12 protein-coding genes and 1 riboswitch are annotated in these 16,370 nt (G+C 69.4%); of the genes, 4 read left to right on the top strand and 8 right to left on the bottom strand.

Going from position 1 to position 16,370, the window contains the following annotated elements; translation table 11 throughout:
* Window positions 1-243: 243 nt before the first annotated feature.
* Window positions 244-1,539, bottom strand: a complete 1,296-nt coding sequence (locus WA670_RS38440; protein ID WP_336161089.1) for an amidohydrolase — start codon at window positions 1,537-1,539, stop codon at window positions 244-246.
* Between the two features lie 37 nt (window positions 1,540-1,576).
* Window positions 1,577-2,338, bottom strand: coding sequence for a class I SAM-dependent methyltransferase (locus tag WA670_RS38435; protein WP_037817629.1), 762 nt, complete (start codon window positions 2,336-2,338; stop codon window positions 1,577-1,579).
* A 165-nt stretch (window positions 2,339-2,503) separates the two neighbouring features.
* On the opposite strand from WA670_RS38435, the gene WA670_RS38430 reads away from it, so the two are divergent.
* Both WA670_RS38430 and WA670_RS38425 read left to right on the top strand, forming a co-directional pair.
* Window positions 2,504-3,424 (top strand): DNA-3-methyladenine glycosylase family protein, encoded by a 921-nt coding sequence (locus WA670_RS38430; protein ID WP_051729374.1) that lies wholly within the window; start codon window positions 2,504-2,506, stop codon window positions 3,422-3,424.
* Between the two features lie 208 nt (window positions 3,425-3,632).
* Complete coding sequence (locus WA670_RS38425; RefSeq protein WP_037817627.1) at window positions 3,633-4,349, top strand: M50 family metallopeptidase; 717 nt, start codon at window positions 3,633-3,635, stop codon at window positions 4,347-4,349.
* Window positions 4,350-4,945: 596 nt separating this feature from the next.
* Here WA670_RS38425 and WA670_RS38420 read toward each other — a convergent pair.
* Window positions 4,946-5,563 carry an Ltp family lipoprotein gene (locus WA670_RS38420; RefSeq protein ID WP_078870659.1) on the bottom strand — a complete coding sequence of 206 codons (618 nt, stop codon included), beginning with the start codon at window positions 5,561-5,563 and terminating at the stop codon, window positions 4,946-4,948.
* 525 nt (window positions 5,564-6,088) lie between these two features.
* Between WA670_RS38420 and WA670_RS38415 the strand changes: the two genes are divergently transcribed.
* Together WA670_RS38415 and WA670_RS38410 are read left to right on the top strand one after the other, a co-directional pair.
* Window positions 6,089-7,321: an aldehyde dehydrogenase family protein gene (locus tag WA670_RS38415; protein ID WP_134730406.1), complete on the top strand. Its 1,233-nt coding sequence runs from the start codon at window positions 6,089-6,091 to the stop codon at window positions 7,319-7,321.
* A gap of 32 nt (window positions 7,322-7,353) precedes the next feature.
* Window positions 7,354-8,460 (top strand): dihydrofolate reductase family protein, encoded by a 1,107-nt coding sequence (locus WA670_RS38410; RefSeq protein ID WP_037817739.1) that lies wholly within the window; start codon window positions 7,354-7,356, stop codon window positions 8,458-8,460.
* Between the two features lie 67 nt (window positions 8,461-8,527).
* Here WA670_RS38410 and WA670_RS38405 read toward each other — a convergent pair whose 3' ends face one another.
* The 5 genes from WA670_RS38405 to WA670_RS38385 all read right to left on the bottom strand — a co-directional run bounded on the left by WA670_RS38405 (window position 8,528) and on the right by WA670_RS38385 (window position 16,339).
* The gene (locus tag WA670_RS38405) at window positions 8,528-9,748 is read right to left on the bottom strand and encodes a chitinase (protein WP_134662588.1); all 1,221 of its coding nucleotides are present in this window, start codon (window positions 9,746-9,748) and stop codon (window positions 8,528-8,530) included.
* A 787-nt stretch (window positions 9,749-10,535) separates the two neighbouring features.
* Window positions 10,536-14,141 (bottom strand): cobaltochelatase subunit CobN, encoded by a 3,606-nt coding sequence (gene cobN, locus WA670_RS38400; RefSeq protein WP_336161090.1) that lies wholly within the window; start codon window positions 14,139-14,141, stop codon window positions 10,536-10,538.
* A 52-nt stretch (window positions 14,142-14,193) separates the two neighbouring features.
* Window positions 14,194-14,269, bottom strand: a riboswitch (cobalamin riboswitch).
* Between the two features lie 67 nt (window positions 14,270-14,336).
* Complete coding sequence (locus WA670_RS38395; RefSeq protein WP_037354504.1) at window positions 14,337-14,576, bottom strand: helix-turn-helix transcriptional regulator; 240 nt, start codon at window positions 14,574-14,576, stop codon at window positions 14,337-14,339.
* 6 nt (window positions 14,577-14,582) lie between these two features.
* Window positions 14,583-15,437 (bottom strand): ABC transporter permease, encoded by an 855-nt coding sequence (locus WA670_RS38390; protein WP_336161088.1) that lies wholly within the window; start codon window positions 15,435-15,437, stop codon window positions 14,583-14,585.
* On the bottom strand, window positions 15,434-16,339 hold the full coding sequence (locus tag WA670_RS38385) for an ABC transporter ATP-binding protein (protein WP_336161087.1): 906 nt from the start codon (window positions 16,337-16,339) through the stop codon (window positions 15,434-15,436). Before WA670_RS38385 ends, WA670_RS38390 begins: the two co-directional genes overlap by 4 nt.
* Window positions 16,340-16,370: the final 31 nt, after the last annotated feature.

The raw sequence follows: 16,370 nt of genomic DNA, 5'->3' as shown, positions 1-16,370 counted from the left end.
TGCCGTGCCGTGCCGTGCCGTGCCGTGCCGTGCCGTGCCGTGCCGTGCCGTGCCGTGCCGTCGGCTGAGCCAAGTCAGGGCAGCTCGTTCCGTTCACGCCAATGAGCCCGCGGTGCTCGCCGCCGCCGACGAGCACTGCGTCAGCCCAAACCGTCCAAGGCGTCAACCCAACCCGTCAAACCGGCCGCGGCGCACCTCCTTTCCAGCCTTCCGGCCATCGTCATCCACGAACCCCCACACCTGTCAGTCAAAGAAACTCGGCACGTCCAACGCCCCTCCCGATGCCTCGAACTCGTCGTGCACGGCTTTGCGCAGCGCCGCGTCGGCGAGATAGTCGGCGGCTGTCAGAGCCAGCCCCAGCGCGCCGTCGATGACCGCCTGATCACCCGCCGGCGACCCAGCAGCCTCAGCGAATTCCTTGGTGTGCAAGGCGACCGTCGGCCCGGACACCGCGATCATCGGGTGCAGCGCGGGCATCCGGAAAGACAAATTCCCGAGGTCCGTGCTCCCGGTCAGGAACTCCGGCACGATGCCCGGCGGCAGCGGTTTCCGCCCCGTGCCCTGTTGATTGACCGACCACCGTCCGGCCAGTGTCGTGTTGAACCGGATCGGCAGATACGCCGGCTGCGCGTCCCAGCGCAATTCCACTCCGCAGCCCGTCATTTCGGCCGCGCCGTGGGCGATCGCGGTCATCCGGCTGGCCAAGTCGCGCAGCGTGTCGGGATTTGCCGACCGGAGGTAGAACAGGAGAGCCGCCCGGGCCGGGATCACGTTCGGCCGCGCGCCGCCGTCGGTGAAGATGCCGTGCACCCGGTCGCTCGACGGCAGCTGTTGTCGCAGCGCCGACACTCCTTGATAGGCCGCCACCGCCGCGTCGAGCGCGTTGCGCCCCATGAACGGCTGGGCCGAAGCATGCGCGCCGACGCCGTGGAACACCATCTCGAGCTGCCGCCTGCCGAGGAACGGGTGCAGCATGATCACCGCGTCGACATCGTCGAAGACCTCGGCTCGCGCGAGCGTCTCCTTGCCGCCACCGCCTTCCTCGGCAGGGGTGCCCACCAGGGACACACGTCCGCCGAGTCGTTCGGCCACTGCTGCCGCACCGAGGAATCCGCCTGCTCCGGCAGTGCAAATAACGTTGTGCCCGCAGCCGTGTCCCAATCCGGGCAGTGCGTCGTACTCGGACAGAACCGCGATGTGCGGCCCCTTGTTGTCCGGAGTTCCGGTGCGCAACGCGGTGTCCAGCCCGCCGAGGCCTACGGTGACTTCGTGCCCATGGGCGCGCAGCAAGTCGGCGAGCGCGCCGACTGACCGGTGTTCGGCGAACCCTTCTTCCGGATGCGCGTGCAGATCCTGGCTGAGCGCGACGAGTTCGCTCGCGCGGGAACGCACTTCTTCTTCAACCGCAGCACGGGTTTCCGCGTCGGCCCCGGCGTAGTCGGAGCTGAGCGGTTCGGCGGCGGCCACGGCATCGGCGGTGGCTTCGACTAGGGAACGGAGGTGGCTGTCGTCCGGCGGGACAGGTGCGGCGTGGGTCATGCGGGGAATGCTAACTCCGAACCCCGACAGAAATGGATCACCGCACGTCGGACAGCCGACCGGAGACGAGTTGGGCGACGCCGAAGTACTGCTCGCGCACCTCGTCGAAGCCACGCGCGCGCAAGCCGGCCGCGATCTCCCCTCGGTCGAACATGCGTTGCCCGCTGACGATTCCTCCTGCGGTGTCGGCGATCCGGGCCAGCCGGCAGTCTCGGCGGGCGCTCGTGAGCAGGACGATCCGGCCGCCGGGACGCAGAATCCGGGTGAACGAATCGAGCGCGCGTTCCGGCTCGGCGAACATGTGCAGGGCGGCGAAACAGCAGACAGCGTCCACAGTGGACGAAAGCAACGGCGGTTCGACCGCGTCGGCGCGGAGGTAAGCCACGTTCGGCGAGTCAGTTTCTTCGACCGCGCGCGAAAGCATGCTGCGTGCGCCGTCCAGGCCGATCGCGAGTCCGTCCGGTCCCACCGCGTCCCCGAACGCGCGCGTGAACCGGCCGGTTCCGCATGCGACGTCGAGCACGACTTGGCCCGGCTGTAGCCCGAGACGTTCAGAGGCCAGCGCGACCTCGTCGGCCATGCTCGGGCCGCTGGGGCCTTTGAGGACGCGGCCGAGCACGGGCCGCCAGTAGTGTTCGTATACCTGCGGCAGCAGCGTGGTGCGCATGAGCCGCTGGGTGAGCCCGGTGGGCGGGCCGGCCTGGGCCGCGTCGCCGAGGGTGTCGAAGAAACCGTCGGCTGTCGTGGCCGGTTCGCTGAGCAGATCGGTGAGCCGTTGCTGGGTGCTGTGGTGCGGCACGGAGGTCCTCTCGGTGGGATACCGGCAGTATGCGGCATCAGCTGCTCACTCGTTCGAGTGAAGATCTGCCCGATCAAGCGTTCGAGGCCCGGCATTGTCGGTGGCTGTTCCTAACGTCGTCCGCACGGTCTCCGACTCGCGGAGACCAGCGAGGAGGACTGACTGATGACCGCACCGATCCTGCGTCCGATCGACCTGCCCACCGGTGAAATCGCCGTGCATGGGGCCTTCGACCTGAGCGCCGCCTCGCGGTGGCTCGCCGGGGCGGGCCCGGCGGGGTCCTTCGCCGCCGAACCGGGCGTGCTGCGGATGGCGTTCCCGGTGGAGGGGGCCTGGACCCATGCCGGGGCCGCGATCCGGCAGAGATCCCCGGGCACGGTCGAAGTCGGGGTGGCGGCGCCGGTGGAGGTCGCCGCGCGGGTGGTCGCGCAGGTGAGCCGGATGCTTTCGCTTGATGTCGACGAATCGGGGTTCGCCGAGGCCGCAAGCCGGGACTCGGTGGTCCGGCGGCTGCACGCCCGTCACAGCGGAGCGCGCCCAGTGCTGTTTTCGTCGCCGTACGAAGCGGCTTGCTGGGCCGTGCTCACGCAAGGAATGCGGGTCCCGCAGGCGAGACGATTTCGCGAGCAGTTGACTGTGCGCCATGGCCGTCAGGTCGGCGAAGACGGGCTGTTTTCCTTTCCCTCGCCGCAGATTCTGGCCGAGCTGGGCGACGAACCGTCGGTGGGGCCATTCCGGCTCGCGCGCCTCCGAGCTGTCGCCCGGGCAGCTGTAGACGGTCGCCTGGACACCGAGGAGTTGCTGGCGCTGCCGATCCCCGAAGCGATGAGCCGCCTGTGTGCGATCCCGGGCATCGGAGCGTTCTCCGCCGAGCAGATCTTGCTGCACGGCGCGGGACATCCCGATCTCTTCCCCCGCCTGGACACCCAGCTCCACCAGATTCTGTGCGCGGAGTACGCGTTGCCTCCCGACACGCCGCCGGACGAGCTTGAGCCGTTGGCTGAGGATTGGCGTCCGTATCGGTCATGGGTTGCCCATCTATTCCGGTTTGATCGGCTGAAGGTGTCCGTGGAGGTCGCGGACTGAGCGGTACTTGAAGTCGCGGATCGGCAGGAGGGAGATGCCATGGAGTGAGGCCGCGGCCCATACCGAATCGCGGTCGACGGATGTTGCCTGGGCACTCACAGCAGCCAAATAGGGCCTGTGGTGAGGTGTCCGCGTGACTACGCCTGTACTCGCCGTCTCGACTGTGCTCAGTGCTCGACCGGGCACCGGAGAAGTCTCCGGTGCGGCCATGGCCGCGAGCACTGGGACAGTCAGCGCGGCGCTGGAACAGGCGAACACGCCGAGCGTCATCACGTTGGTCACCGGCGCGATCGCTTTGCTGGTCGTGCTGGCCGGCGGGACGCCGTGGCGGTTCGCCCGCAACGTCATCACGATCGTGCACGAGGCAGGCCATGCGCTGGCCGCGGTGACAGTCGGACGGCGGCTGCGGTCGATCCGGCTGCACTCGGACACCTCTGGGGTCACCGTGTCGCGCGGCAAGCCTGAGGGGCCCGGCATGGCGTTCACCGCTTTGGCCGGATACATCGCCCCGTCGGTCCTGGGACTGCTGTTCGCGAGCCTGGTCGGAGCCGACCTGATCACCGCGGTGCTCGTGCTGGTCGCGTTGCTGCTGCTGGGCGTGCTGATCATGGTGCGCAATGCCTACGGCGTGTTCACGGTGGTGGCAAGCGCTGTCGTGCTCGGGCTGGTGGCCTTGGTCGCGCCGAAGGTGGTGCAGGCGCCCTTCGTGTACCTGCTGACCTGGTTCCTGCTGTTCGGCGGGGTTCGGCCGGTGGTGGAGCTTCAGCTCAAGCGGCGGCGTGGCCAGGCGCGGGACTCCGACGCCGATCAGCTGAGCCGGCTGACCGCTGTGCCCGCGGTGTTGTGGGTGCTGGTGTTCGGCGTGCTCACGGCGAGTTGCGTGATCGCGGGCGGGTTGTGGCTGCTGCAACCGTTGGCGTTGTGATGCGGTCGCTGCGGTTGTCGGTTGCGGTGAGGTGACGCGGACTGGCGGCTCGGTGGCGTCGTGCGACGGCGCGCGGTCGCTGGGATGCGGCGGAAGCCCGTGGCGGTGCGGCGGCGACGTTCATGCACGCTCCGCGTGCGAGCGGACGGCGGCCGCGGCGGATTGGTCGAGCGCTGGCTGGGCGGCCGCGGCGGATTGGTCGAGCGCTGGCTGGGCGGCTCACGGATCGGTTGAGCGCTGGCTGGGCGGCTCACGGATCGGTTGAGCGTTGGCAGGGCGGCCCATGGATCGGTTGAGCATTGGCTGGGTTGCCGACGGATTGGTTGAGCGGCAAGCAGTTGAGTGGCAAGCAGTTGAGTGGCAAGCGGTAGGGTGGAACGGCCGGTTATGGGCGCACGCTGTCGTCGGCAATGCCGTGGCAAGCTGTCGCCGCGCTTGGCAGGGCGTGCGCGACACTGCACGTCCGAGTGCTTGGTGGCGTTCGCGCCTGACCCAGCTCTCCTGGGTGGTTGCGATCTCCAACCGCTGCGGGTGATCAGTCACGACGCCGCGGTGAGGGGTGCGGGAGCTGTTCGGCGTTGGTCACGCGTCGGATGTCATTTGCATGCCTTCGTCTGGTGCGCGCCGAACTTGGCCTGGGCACTGGTGAACTTCTCACCGTATTTCGAGGACAGTTGCTGGATCAGGCCGGTGCACGAGAACGAGGTGTAGTCCAGGTATGACTGCGCCGCCTTGGCTGCCTGTTCGTTCCAGTCGACGTCCAGGCTGTCCACCGCCTGGGTGGCGACGTTCTTCGGGTAGCTGTCGCCGTACTTGGAGGACAGCTGATCGATCAGGCCGTTTCGTGAGAAAGCGGTGTAGTTGAGATAGGACAGCGCGGAGTCGCGGGCCTGCTCGACCTGGGGCGGGTACTGCGGTGCCTCGCTCGCTGGGCTGGACTCGACCGGAGGAGGGGATTGCGGAGTCTCGGCGGGCGAACTCGTCAGGGCCTGGGGAGTCTCGCTGGTGGGGCTGGATTCGACCAGTTGCCCGTTGATGCATGACTGTCCGGCTTTGAGTGGAGGGCAGGACTCTTGCGGCGGGTAGCTGGGCGTCGAAGCTGAGGTGGGAGTCAAACCACTGGCGCCGAGACCGCTGGCGTTACCACCGGAGCAGGCGGTGAGGGTGACGGTCGCTGCGGCCGCTGCGGCGAAGATGGCGAGGCCCTTGATCATGCGGTGCTCCTTGGCCTGAGGTGGTTTGTAGTCGTGTGTGCTGCTCCGTTCGTTACGGCGGTGATGTCCACTTAGCTCAGGCGTCTGACTGTCGAACAGCACGTGTTCCGGCGGTCTGATCAGAAGGGCGCGCACTCGTTGCTTTCGAGCGACGTTGGGGTCTGGAAGCCTGTCGGATGCCAGCACGCGTCGCGCTTGGCCAGGAGCTGTGCGCGGGTGCTCCGGCCTTGGCGATCGCGACCTCGTCGCCCAACGGTCGCGGACGCTTTTCGTGCTGCCCGGGCTCAGGGGCGCGAGCAGTGCCACGCCTACGACCACGGCGGCAATCCCGGCTCCACGTCGGCAGAAGGTTGCTCGTTCGCTGGGCACGTCGCTGCCTTTGGTAGGTTTCCGGAACTCATGGGAAGCCTCTCGTGGTCGGTCGGTGCGTCCCGGCGTCTGGCCCGCGATGAGGGTCCCGATGCAGGTCAGAGGCGGGTGTCCGGCAGACTGGACGTCTGCTGAGCCGCCGGAGGGAGACAGGCGATGGACGAGGTCGCGAAGGCCGTCGAGGAGTGTGCGCGGGCGGCGAAGGCGGCTGCGCCGTCGTTGGCTGCCGCCGGGGACGAGGCGGTGGACGCGGCTCTCGTCGGGATGGCGGAGCGGCTCGTCGCGCACCGGGACGAGGTGCTTGAGGCCAACCGGGCCGATGTTGCCAAGGCTACGGCCGACGGGATGAGCGCTGGTCTGCTCGACCGGCTCACCATCACGCCCGAGCGGCTCGACGGGATGGCCGATCAGCTGCGTCTGCTGGCCGGCGCGCCGCACCAGGAGCGGGCCGTCGACGTGTCCACGCTGGACGGTGGGCTGCGGCTGGTCGAACGGCGGCGTCCGGTTGGCGTCATCGGCGCGAACTACGAGGCGCGGCCGAACGTGACGGTCGACGTGGCGTCGCAGCTGGTCAAGTCGCGCAACGGCGGCGTGCTGCGGACCGGGTCGGCGGCGCTTGGCTCGGCGCAGCGGTTGCGGGACGTCGTGATCGCGCCCGCGCTCGAGGCCGCTGGGATCAACCCGGACGTCGTGCAGTTGGTGCCGCGCGTGGAGCGGGAAGCCGCGTCAGCGCTGGTTCGGCTGCCTGGGCTTGTACCGCTGGTCATCCTGCGCGGCAGTGGCGACAGCACGCGCGCGCTGGCGACCGAGGCCGCGGTGCACGGGGTGCGCACGTTGGCGCACGCTGACGGCGGCGGTGTGCTGTACGTCGACGCCGCGGCGGATGCGGGCAAGGTTCGTGACCTCGTGTTCTCGAGCCTCGACCGGCTCGGCGTCTGCAACCGGCTGAACCTGCTGCTGATCCACGAGGACGTGCACGACACGGTGTGGCCGCAGATCGAGTCGGCGCTGGCCGAGCGCGGCGTCACGCCTTCGCTCGCGCCGCACGAGCATCCGATCGGCTACGAGTGGGCGCTGGACTCCGAGCGGGAGGCGACCGTCACCGTGGAGAAGGTCGGCGGGCTCGTCGACGCGGTCGAGATCGCGAACGAGCGCACGTCCGGGCTCGCCGCGGGGATCGCGACCGAGGACCCGGCGGCCGCGGAGCGGTTCTTCGACGGCTACACCGGCACGGGCGTGTTCTGGAACGCGCCGACCCGGCTGCTGGACGGCTTCAAGCTGCTCGCGGTGCCCGAAACCGGCATCAACCTCGACCGGGTGCCGGGGCCGCGCGGGCCGGTGACCTACACCGACCTGTACGTCCGCCAGTACGCCGTAGTGCCTGCCTGACCTGGCCGGAGCACGATGAGCGGATGGGCACGATGACCGGGCGGCCGCACGTCCTGCTGTCCGCGGCGCAATCGCTGGACGGCTACCTCGACGACGCCGGCGCCACCCGTCTGCTCCTGTCCAACGAGGACGACTTCGCGGAGGTCGACCGGCTCCGCGCCGAGGCCGACGCGATCCTCGTCGGCGCGGGCACGGTGCGGGCCGACAACCCGCGGCTCCTCGTGCGCTCCGCCGAACTCCGCCGTGAGCGGGTCTCGGCGGGGCGTCCGGAGCAACCGGTCAAGGTGACGGTCACCAGCAGCGGCAAGCTGGATCCGGCGGCGCGGTTCTTCACCGTCGGCGACACCGAGAAGCTCGTCTACGCGCCGCGAGGCAGTGCGGACAGCTTGAGTGCGGTCGCGACCGTCGTGGAGGTCGGCAGTCCGCCGCGGCTCGAGCACATCCTGGACGACCTCGGCGCGCGCGGGATCCGGACGCTGCTCGTCGAGGGCGGCGGGGCGGTGCACACCCAATTCCTCGACGCTGGGCTCGCCGACGAACTCCGGCTCGCGATCGCGCCGATCATGGTCGGCGACCCGCGAGCGCCGCGGTTTCTCGGGCCGGGCGCGTTTCCGCGACCGCTGGAACTGACGGAAGTGCGGCGGCTCGGAGAAGTCGCGGTGCTGCGGTACCGCGCCGCGGTCGAACCGTCGTCGCTCGATCTGCTGCGGTTGCGGCAGGCCATCGAGCTCGCCGACGAATGCCCGCCGAGTTCGACGTTTCGGGTCGGCGCGGTCGTCGGGCTGCCGGACGGGACGGTGCTCGCCACCGGGCATTCCGGCGAAGGCGATCCGCGCAATCATGCGGAAGAAGCCGCGCTGGCGAAGCTCGATCCGCACGACCCGCGACTCGCCGACGCGACCATGTACAGCTCGCTCGAACCGTGCAGCGATCGTGCGTCCCACCCCAAAAGCTGCACGCAGCTGATCCTCGAAACCGCCATTCCGCGAGTGGTGATGGCCTGGCGGGAACCGTCGTTGTTCGTCGAGGCCGAAGGGGTCGAGCGGCTTGTCGCGGCCGGACGACGGGTGATCGAGGTCCCGGCGCTGGCTTCGGAAGTCCGGCGGGCGAACACGCATCTGCCCGGCGTTCGTCCCTGAGCACCGGACGATCGGGCGCTGCGGCACGGAATCCGCGTCGCAGCACCCGATCGGGAAAACTAGCCGGTCAGCAGCCGCCGTTGTCGGTCCAGACGCCCCATTGGCCGGTCGTGCCGGGTTCCTCGCCCTGGGTCCACCATTTGGCGGTCCATTTGTGGCTGTTGTGCGAAACCACGGTGCCGCCGGTGTAAACCTGCGTTTTCTGCCATTCCGGTGCCGAGCAGGTTCCCGGAGGATTGCTGGTCGGACTGGTCGGGCTCGTCGGCGGAGTGGTCTGCGGCGGGGTCGCGCCGGCGAACCGGGTGGTGAACTTCGTGAAGTCCCAGTCGTTTTGCTGGACGTTCGAGCACACGCTGTTGTCGGTCGTCGTCGTGCATTGCCGGTCGCGGTTCACCGCCCAGAACGTGAACCGGCCGAGGTGGTGGCTCGTCGCGTAGTCGTACACGGTCTGGAAATCGGAAACGTTGAAGTATTCCGAACTGTCGGATTTCCCGTTCATTCCCGAGAAACCCTCGTGCGCGTACGCGGTGGCGCTGTCCCAGCCCAGGTGGCTTTGGAGCAAGCCGTGGAACGCCTCGAGCGCCGACACCTGCGACGCACCTCCGCCGCTGAAACCGCCGTCGAACGGCATGATCGAGAAGTTGTTGGGAGAGAAGCCGATCGACTTCGCCTGGTCCAGCAGCTGGGTGCCGAACCAGCCGGTGCCCGCGGCGGTTCCCGGCATGGTCACCGAGACGAAGAGACCGGGGTTGTCCGCCTGCAATTTCTTCGCGGCGCCGAGTTCGTTCGCGATGGCCGCGGTGTCTTCGTACTCGGGTTCTTCGAGGTCGAAGTCGATGGCTTTCAGGTTGTATTTCGCGACGACCTGCTGGTAGGCCGCGGCGGTCGCGTCGACGGTGCCGCAGGTCTGGCCCAGTTTCGTGCCGCCGTAGCCGCCGACCGAAACCGACACGTCGCCGCCGTTGCCGCGGATGCGGTTGATCGCGTCGCCGACGGTCGTGTCCGAGGAAACCGGCGAGGTGCCGTCCCAGGTGGGGCTGCATCCGCCGCCCTTCGGCGCGAGGATGAAGGCCAGCTGGAACGCTTTCTGCCCGGTCGCGTTCATGACGGTCACCGGGTCCGGCGGGTTGTTGCTCTGCGGCATGAGGTACGGCGCGGCGGCGTACCAGTTGTTGTCGAGGCCGGTCGACGCCCCGGTCTGCGCGTGGGCGGTCGCGGCCACGACGGCGGCCGCCCCGGCCACGGTAGCGGCGGCGACGAGTGTGGCGGCCAGTCTGCTTCGCTGCATCTGTCCTCCGGCGAGCATTCGGAAAATGAATGCGGTAAGCATTGGACTAGACCATTATGAAGTCAAGGTGCGGTCGGCTGCTCTTGTCCGGCGGGGGGCTGGTTCGGGAGGTATGCCGGAATCCGCTGCGGCGGGTTAGCCCTTGTGGCGCAACGGTTCCGCGCAAAAGGACGCGGACCGCCGGGGCGAGTGGTCCGCTGGGGAGAGGGGGAGACGGTGACGGTGCGGTTGGACTGGGCAGGCGCGAGCCGGGGGCGCCGGTCGGGGGTCGCGGTGGCTGACCGGCGGGGGCGGTGCGGCGAGTGGTGGCGTGAGCTGTGGTGGTGGCGTGGCTGGGCGGGGCGGGCTTGGCGGTAGGGCGAGGGTCAGGGGGCGGTTCGGCGAGTGGTGGCGCGAGCTGTGGTGGTGGAGTGGCTGGGCGGGGCGGGCTTGGCGGTAGAGCGAGGGTCAGGGGGCGGTTCGGCGAGTGGTGGCGCGAGCAGTGGCGGGGCGGGCTTGGCGATAGGGCGAGGGTCGGCGGGACTGTTCGGCGGACCTTCGCGGGGGTGGGCGGCTGGGGCCGCAGTTGGCCTAGCGGGTGCGGCCGAAAGGGCGTGTGCTGGCGACGGAAGAGGCGTGGGTCGGGGCGTCGAACGGCTGGCCAGTGGCATGGCGAAAGTGTTGAGCGACGGCTGGGGCGGGGAAAATGCCGTGGAGCTCATAGGAGAGCGCTGGTGGGCCCGCGTCGCGGCTGGAGAAGCGTTGGCGCCGGGTTGCGGATCGGCCCGCAACCCGGCACAGCGAAGGCTCAGTCGTTCTCCAGATCGCCTTCCAGCGTCAGGTAAACCTCGCGCATCTGGGCCATCAACTCCGGATCCGGCTCTTCCCACAGACCCCGATCCGCGGCTTCCGTAAGGCGTTCGATGATTCCCCGCAACGCCCATGGGTTCGCGTCGCGCAGGAACTGCTGGTTTTCCTCGTCCAGAACGTACGACTGGGACAGCTTCTCGTACATCCAGTCGCCCACCACGCCCGCGGTGGCGTCGAAGCCGAAGAGGTAATCGACGGTTGCCGCGAGTTCGAAGGCGCCCTTGTACCCGTGGCGGCGCATCGCGGACAGCCAGCGCGGGTTGACGACCCGGGCGCGGAAGACGCGGGCCGTTTCTTCGCCCAAAGTACGGGTGCGGACGGCGTCTGGGGTGGTGGAGTCGCCGACGTAGGACGCGGGTGCGGAGCCGGTCAGGGCGCGGACGGTGGCGATCATTCCGCCGTGGTACTGGAAATAGTCGTCCGAGTCGGCGATGTCGTGTTCGCGGGTGTCCGTATTCTTCGCGGCTACCACAATGCGTTTGTACGACGATTCCATGTCCTCGCGGGCGGGGCGGCCGTCCAGATCCCGGCCGTACGCGAAACCGCCCCAGACCGCATAGACTTCCGCTAAATCCTTGTCGTCGCGCCAGTTTCCGGAGTCCATCAACGGGAGCAGGCCGGCTCCGTAGGCGCCTGGTTTGGAGCCGAAGATGCGGGTCGTGGCGCGGCGGTCGTCGCCGTGGGCGGCCAGGTCTGCGTTGACGTGGGCGCGGACGTAGTTGTCGGCTTCGGGTTCGTCCAGGGAGGCGGCCAGGCGGACGGCGTCGTCCAGCAGGGTGATGACGTGCGGGAAGGCGTCGCGGAAGAAGCCGCTGATGCGGACTGTCACGTCGATCCGGGGGCGGCCCAGTTCGGACAGCGGGATGGGCTCGATGCCGGTCACCCGACGGGAAGCCTCGTCCCAGACCGGCTGGATGCCCAGCAGCGCCAGGACTTCCGCGGCGTCGTCGCCGGAGGTGCGCATCGCGGAGGTGCCCCACACCGAGAGGCCGACGGACCGCGGCCAGTCGCCGGTGTCTTCGCGGTAGCGGCGGAGCAGGGAGTCCGCCAGGGCCTGGCCGGTTTCCCACGCCAGGCGGCTGGGGATGGCCTTCGGGTCGACGGTGTAGAAGTTGCGGCCGGTCGGCAGGACGTTGACCAAGCCGCGCAACGGGGAACCGCTCGGGCCGGCGGGGATGTAGCCGCCGTCGAGGGCGTGCAGGACGGCGTCCACTTCGGACGAGGTGCCTGCCAGGCGGGGGACGATCTCGGTGGCGGCGAAGGTCAGGACGCGGGCGACTTCGTCATCAGAAGTGCCCAGGACTTCGCTCACCACTGAAGAAACCGAAGAAGGGGACCATGCGCGGGTCTCCATCAAAGAAACCAGCGCGTGCGCGGTCGCCTCGATAGCGTCTACTTCGGACAGCGGGGCGTCCGAGTTTTCCTTCAACCCCAATGCGGAACGCAGGCCGGGGACGGCGCCTTGCTTGCCGCCCCACATTTGCTGGGCTCGGAGCATCGCCAGCACCAGGTTGACCCGCGCCTCGCCGACCGGGGCCTCGCCCAGGATGTGCAGGCCGTCGCGGATCTGGGCGTCCTTGACCTCGCACAGCCAGCCGTCGATGTGCAGCAGGAAGTCGTCGAACTCGGCGTCGTGCGGGCGTTCCTCGACGCCGAGGTCGTGGTCGAGTTTCGCGGCCTGGATGAGGGTCCAGATCTGGGCGCGGATCGCCGGGAGCTTCGCCGGGTCCATCGCGGCGATGTTGGCGTGCTCGTCCAGCAACTGCTCGAGCCGGGCCAGGTCGCCGTAGGACTCGGCACGGGCCATCGGCGGGACCAGGTGGTCCACGATCGTCGCGTGCGCGCGGCGTTTCGCTTGCGCGCCTTCGCCGGGGTCGTTGATCAGGAACGGGTACACCAACGGCAGATTGCCCAGTACGGCGTCGGGGGCGCAGGCGGCGGAAAGGCCCGCGGTCTTGCCGGGCAGCCATTCCAGCGAACCGTGTTTGCCGAGGTGGACGACGGCGTGCGCGCCGAATTCCTCTTCCAGCCAGCGGTAGGCGGCGAGGTAATGGTGGCTCGGCGGCAGGTCCGGGTTGTGGTAGATCGCGACCGGGTTCTCGCCGAATCCGCGCGGCGGCTGGATCATCAGGATGACGTTGCCGGACTGCAGCGACGCCAGGACGATGTCGCCCTCGGGGTTTGCCGACGTGTCGACATACAGCGAACCCGGTGCGGGGCCCCAGTGTTCTTCCATCGCCTCTTGCAACTCGACCGGCAAGGCAGCGAACCAGGCGCGGTAGCGGGCGGCGGGGACGCGGATCGGGTTGCCGGAGAGCTGTTCTTCGGTGAGCCATTCGGGGTCCTGGCCGCCCGCGGCGATCAGGGCGTGGATCAACGCGTCGCCGTCCGGCTGGTCGGTGCCGGTCGGGTCGACGCCGGGGAAAGCCTCGGGGCCGAGGTCGTAGCCGCGTTCGCGCATGAGGCGCAGGAGTTTGATCGCCGACGCGGGGGTGTCGAGGCCGACGGCGTTGCCGACGCGCGAATGCTTCGTCGGGTACGCGGACAGCATCAGGGCGATCCGCCGGGAAGCGGGCGGGGTGTGGCGGAGCCGGGCGTGCGCGAGGGCGATGCGCGCGACGCGGGAGGCGCGTTCGGCGTCGGCGATGTAGCGGGGGAGGCCGTCGTCGTCGAATTCCTTGAAGGAGAACGGGACGGTGATGATCCGGCCGTCGAATTCGGGTACCGCCATCTGGTTGCCCGCGTCGAGCGGGGACAGGCCGTCGTCGCTGGCGGACCAGGTTTCGCGGTCGCTGGTCAGGCACAACGCCTGCAGCACCGGCACGTCCAGCGCGGCCATTTCCGCGACGTCCCAGGATTCGTCGTCCCCGCCGGCCCCGGCTTCCGACGGACGGGTGCCGCCCGCTGCCAGCACAGTCACCAGCAGGGCGTCGACCTTGCCCAGCTCAGCCATCATCTCCGGCGCGCGCGTGCGCAGGGACGCGGTGTGGATCGGCAACGCGCGGCCGCCCGCGGATTCGACCGCGTCGGCCAGCGCGTGCACGAAACCGGTGTTCCCGGACAGGTGGTGCGCTCGGTAGTAGAGGATCCCGATGACCGGGCCGTCGTTCGAGGAAGCGGGCCGGGAAAGCACGCCCCACGACGGCAGTTCGGCGGGCGGTTCGAAGCCTTCGCCGGTGAGCAGCAGCGTGTCGGACAGGAAGCGGTGCAGCTGCGTGAGGTTCTCCGGACCGCCCTGCGCGAGGTACAGATGCGCTTGGGCGGCGATCCCGGCGGGCGTGGTGGAGAGCTTCATCAGCTCCGCGTCCGGCGTCTGCTCGCCGCCGAGCACGACCACGTGCGCACCCGACGCGCGCAGCGTGTCCAAGCCTTCTTGCCAGGTCCGCGGCGTGCCCAGGATCCGGACGACGACGATCGACACGCCGTCCAGCAGCCCGGGCAGATCGTGCAGCGGAAGCCGGGACGGGTTGCCGAGGCGGTAGTCCGCGCCGCTGGCCCGGGCGCTGAGCAGGTCGGTGTCCGAAGTGGACAGCAGCAGGATCACGGCGTTCCTCACTCGGGGTGTCCGCGCCCCGGGTCGTCGGGCACGCCGGCGGGAGTTCCTGGCTGACGGCGGCCGCGGGGCCGCCGGTCACAGTGGCGGGACCGCCCCGGATTTCCACCGGGTTCCTCCGCGTGCCGACGCGTGTGCGCTCTTACTCTCGCCGGGCGCACCGGCGCCGTCAAGGTGAGCAGACCCTCACGCGGGCTTGCTTTCGTCCCCGATCCGCGGGAAGGGCGCGGTGGAGAAGAGCACCTCCACCGCGACCTCGAAGAACTCCGCGATCCGCAACGCCAGGTACAGGCTCGGGCTGTACTCGCCGCGCTCCAGGTACCCGATGGTCTGGTAGTGCACGCCGAGCGCGTCCGCGAGCTGCCGCCGCGAGATGCCGCGTTCGGCGCGCAGCACCGCGATGCGGTTGTAGACGTTCTCGCTCACCGCGCCTCACACACGCTGAAGTGCCCTTTCCCGTCGCGCCGCCACCGACGACCCCGATTCGCGCCGGGCCATCCGCTTCAGCAGGATCGGGGCCAGCGCCAATCCGATCACGGCCCACGCGAGCAGCACCCCCAGGGTCGCCCACGGCCGCCACGACTGCCCGATTTCGACGACGACCGCCTGGTCGGGCAGCAGCGCCGACCGCATGCCGAGGCCGAGCCAGTACATCGGGAACACCTGCCCGACGCCCTGCAGCCAGACCGGCAGCGCGGTGATCGGGTAGAAGATCCCGGAGATCGCGCCGAGCCCGAGCACCGGCAGCATGACCAGGGCCAGCATCCGCGAATCCTGGATCAGCGAACCGATCGCCGCGCCGATCGGCACGGTCGCGACCAGCCCGGCGACGAGCACCCACAGCAGGCTCAGGATCGAGACGAACCCGTCCGGGGCCAGCCCGTCGAACAGGAACAGCGACGGCACCAGCATCACGAGGACGCTCGCGGCCTGCACCATCGAGAACGTCGTGACCTTGCCGACGAGGTAGCCGAGCATCCCGTTCGGCGTCGCCTTGGCGCGCAGCAGCGTGCCGTCCTCGCGGTCGATGACGAGCGAGCCCGCGACGCTGGTCATGCCGTTGAACACGATGCCCGCGCCGATCACGCCCGGCACCGTCGCGGCGCCCAGCGAGAACGAGGTGCCCGGCAGCTGCGCGCCGCGCATGAACAGCAGCGTGCCGAAGATCATCCCGAGCCAGACGAGCTGGCCGATCAGGTCGTCCCGGTTGGTCCACTGCTGGCGGAATTCGATGAACCCGCGGCGGAGCCCCACCCGCGCCGCGGTCCGCTGCGCCGACGCCGTCATAGCGCACCCGCCGGGGCCAGTCCGGATTCCGCGCGCTGCACGAGCGTCAGGTACGTGTCCTCCAGCGACGCGCGCCGGACCTCCAGGTCGGCGACCGCTTCGCCGTGTTGCTTGAACAGCTCGTACACGTACTTCGTCGCCTCCGTGGTCGAGTGCACGAACCGCTGTCCGTCGAGCGTCCAGCGCACCTCGGCCTCGCCGGCGATCTGCCTGCTCAGCTGGTCCGGCGACCCGTCGGCGACGATGCGGCCGCCGCTCAGGATCAGGATCCGGTCGGCGAGCTTCTCGGCCTCGTCGAGGTCGTGCGTGGTGAGCAGGATCGTCGTGTCGTCGTCGGCGAGCCGGTGCACGAGCTCGTGGAAATCGCGGCGCGCCATGGGGTCGAACCCGGCGGTCGGCTCGTCCAGGAACAGCAGTTCGGGGCGGCCGACGATGCCGATCGCCACGTCCAGCCTGCGCCGCTGCCCGCCGGACAGCATCCGGATCTTCTTGCCCGCGTGCTCGGAAAGCCCGACCGCCTCGATCAGTTCGTCGGTGTCCCACGGCCGCCGGATCCGGTCGGTGGAGTACGGCGAGTAGAACGACCCGAGCAGGTCGAGCAGCTCGCGCACGCGCCATTTCCCGTGGTCGCGCCAGGACTGCAGGACGACCCCCAGCCGCGCCCTCCAGTCCTCGCCGCCGCGCGCCGGGTCGGTGCCCAGCACGGACACCTCGCCTGCGGACCGCATGCGGAACCCCTCGAGGATTTCGATCGTCGTGGTCTTGCCCGCCCCGTTCGGGCCGAGCAGGCACAGCACCTCGCCGCGGTGCGCGGTGAACGACGTGCCGTGCAGCACGTCGTTCGCGCCGTACCGCATGCGTAGGCCTTCGACGCGGAGCACGGTGTCCGCTAGATCTCTCATTGGATGACCCCCATCCTGCCTGTGCGATGAA

The sequence above is a fragment of the Amycolatopsis sp. VC5-11 genome (genome assembly GCF_037034185.1).
GTDB lineage: Bacteria > Actinomycetota > Actinomycetes > Mycobacteriales > Pseudonocardiaceae > Amycolatopsis > Amycolatopsis nivea.
Note: the sequence above shows the minus strand (reverse complement) of the source record. Positions and strands in the feature narration are given on the sequence as shown.

What these genes read in the sequence shown, in the direction of transcription:
- WA670_RS38440 (WP_336161089.1), bottom strand. Translation starts at nt 1,539, where the DNA reads ATGACCCACGCCGCACCTGTCCCGCCGGACGACAGCCACCTCCGTTCC.
- WA670_RS38430 (WP_051729374.1), top strand. Translation starts at nt 2,504, where the DNA reads ATGACCGCACCGATCCTGCGTCCGATCGACCTGCCCACCGGTGAAATC.
- WA670_RS38425 (WP_037817627.1), top strand. Translation starts at nt 3,633, where the DNA reads ATGGCCGCGAGCACTGGGACAGTCAGCGCGGCGCTGGAACAGGCGAAC.
- WA670_RS38420 (WP_078870659.1), bottom strand. Translation starts at nt 5,563, where the DNA reads ATGATCAAGGGCCTCGCCATCTTCGCCGCAGCGGCCGCAGCGACCGTC.
- WA670_RS38415 (WP_134730406.1), top strand. Translation starts at nt 6,089, where the DNA reads ATGGACGAGGTCGCGAAGGCCGTCGAGGAGTGTGCGCGGGCGGCGAAG.
- WA670_RS38410 (WP_037817739.1), top strand. Translation starts at nt 7,354, where the DNA reads ATGACCGGGCGGCCGCACGTCCTGCTGTCCGCGGCGCAATCGCTGGAC.
- WA670_RS38405 (WP_134662588.1), bottom strand. Translation starts at nt 9,748, where the DNA reads ATGCAGCGAAGCAGACTGGCCGCCACACTCGTCGCCGCCGCTACCGTG.
- WA670_RS38390 (WP_336161088.1), bottom strand. Translation starts at nt 15,437, where the DNA reads ATGACGGCGTCGGCGCAGCGGACCGCGGCGCGGGTGGGGCTCCGCCGC.
- WA670_RS38385 (WP_336161087.1), bottom strand. Translation starts at nt 16,339, where the DNA reads ATGAGAGATCTAGCGGACACCGTGCTCCGCGTCGAAGGCCTACGCATG.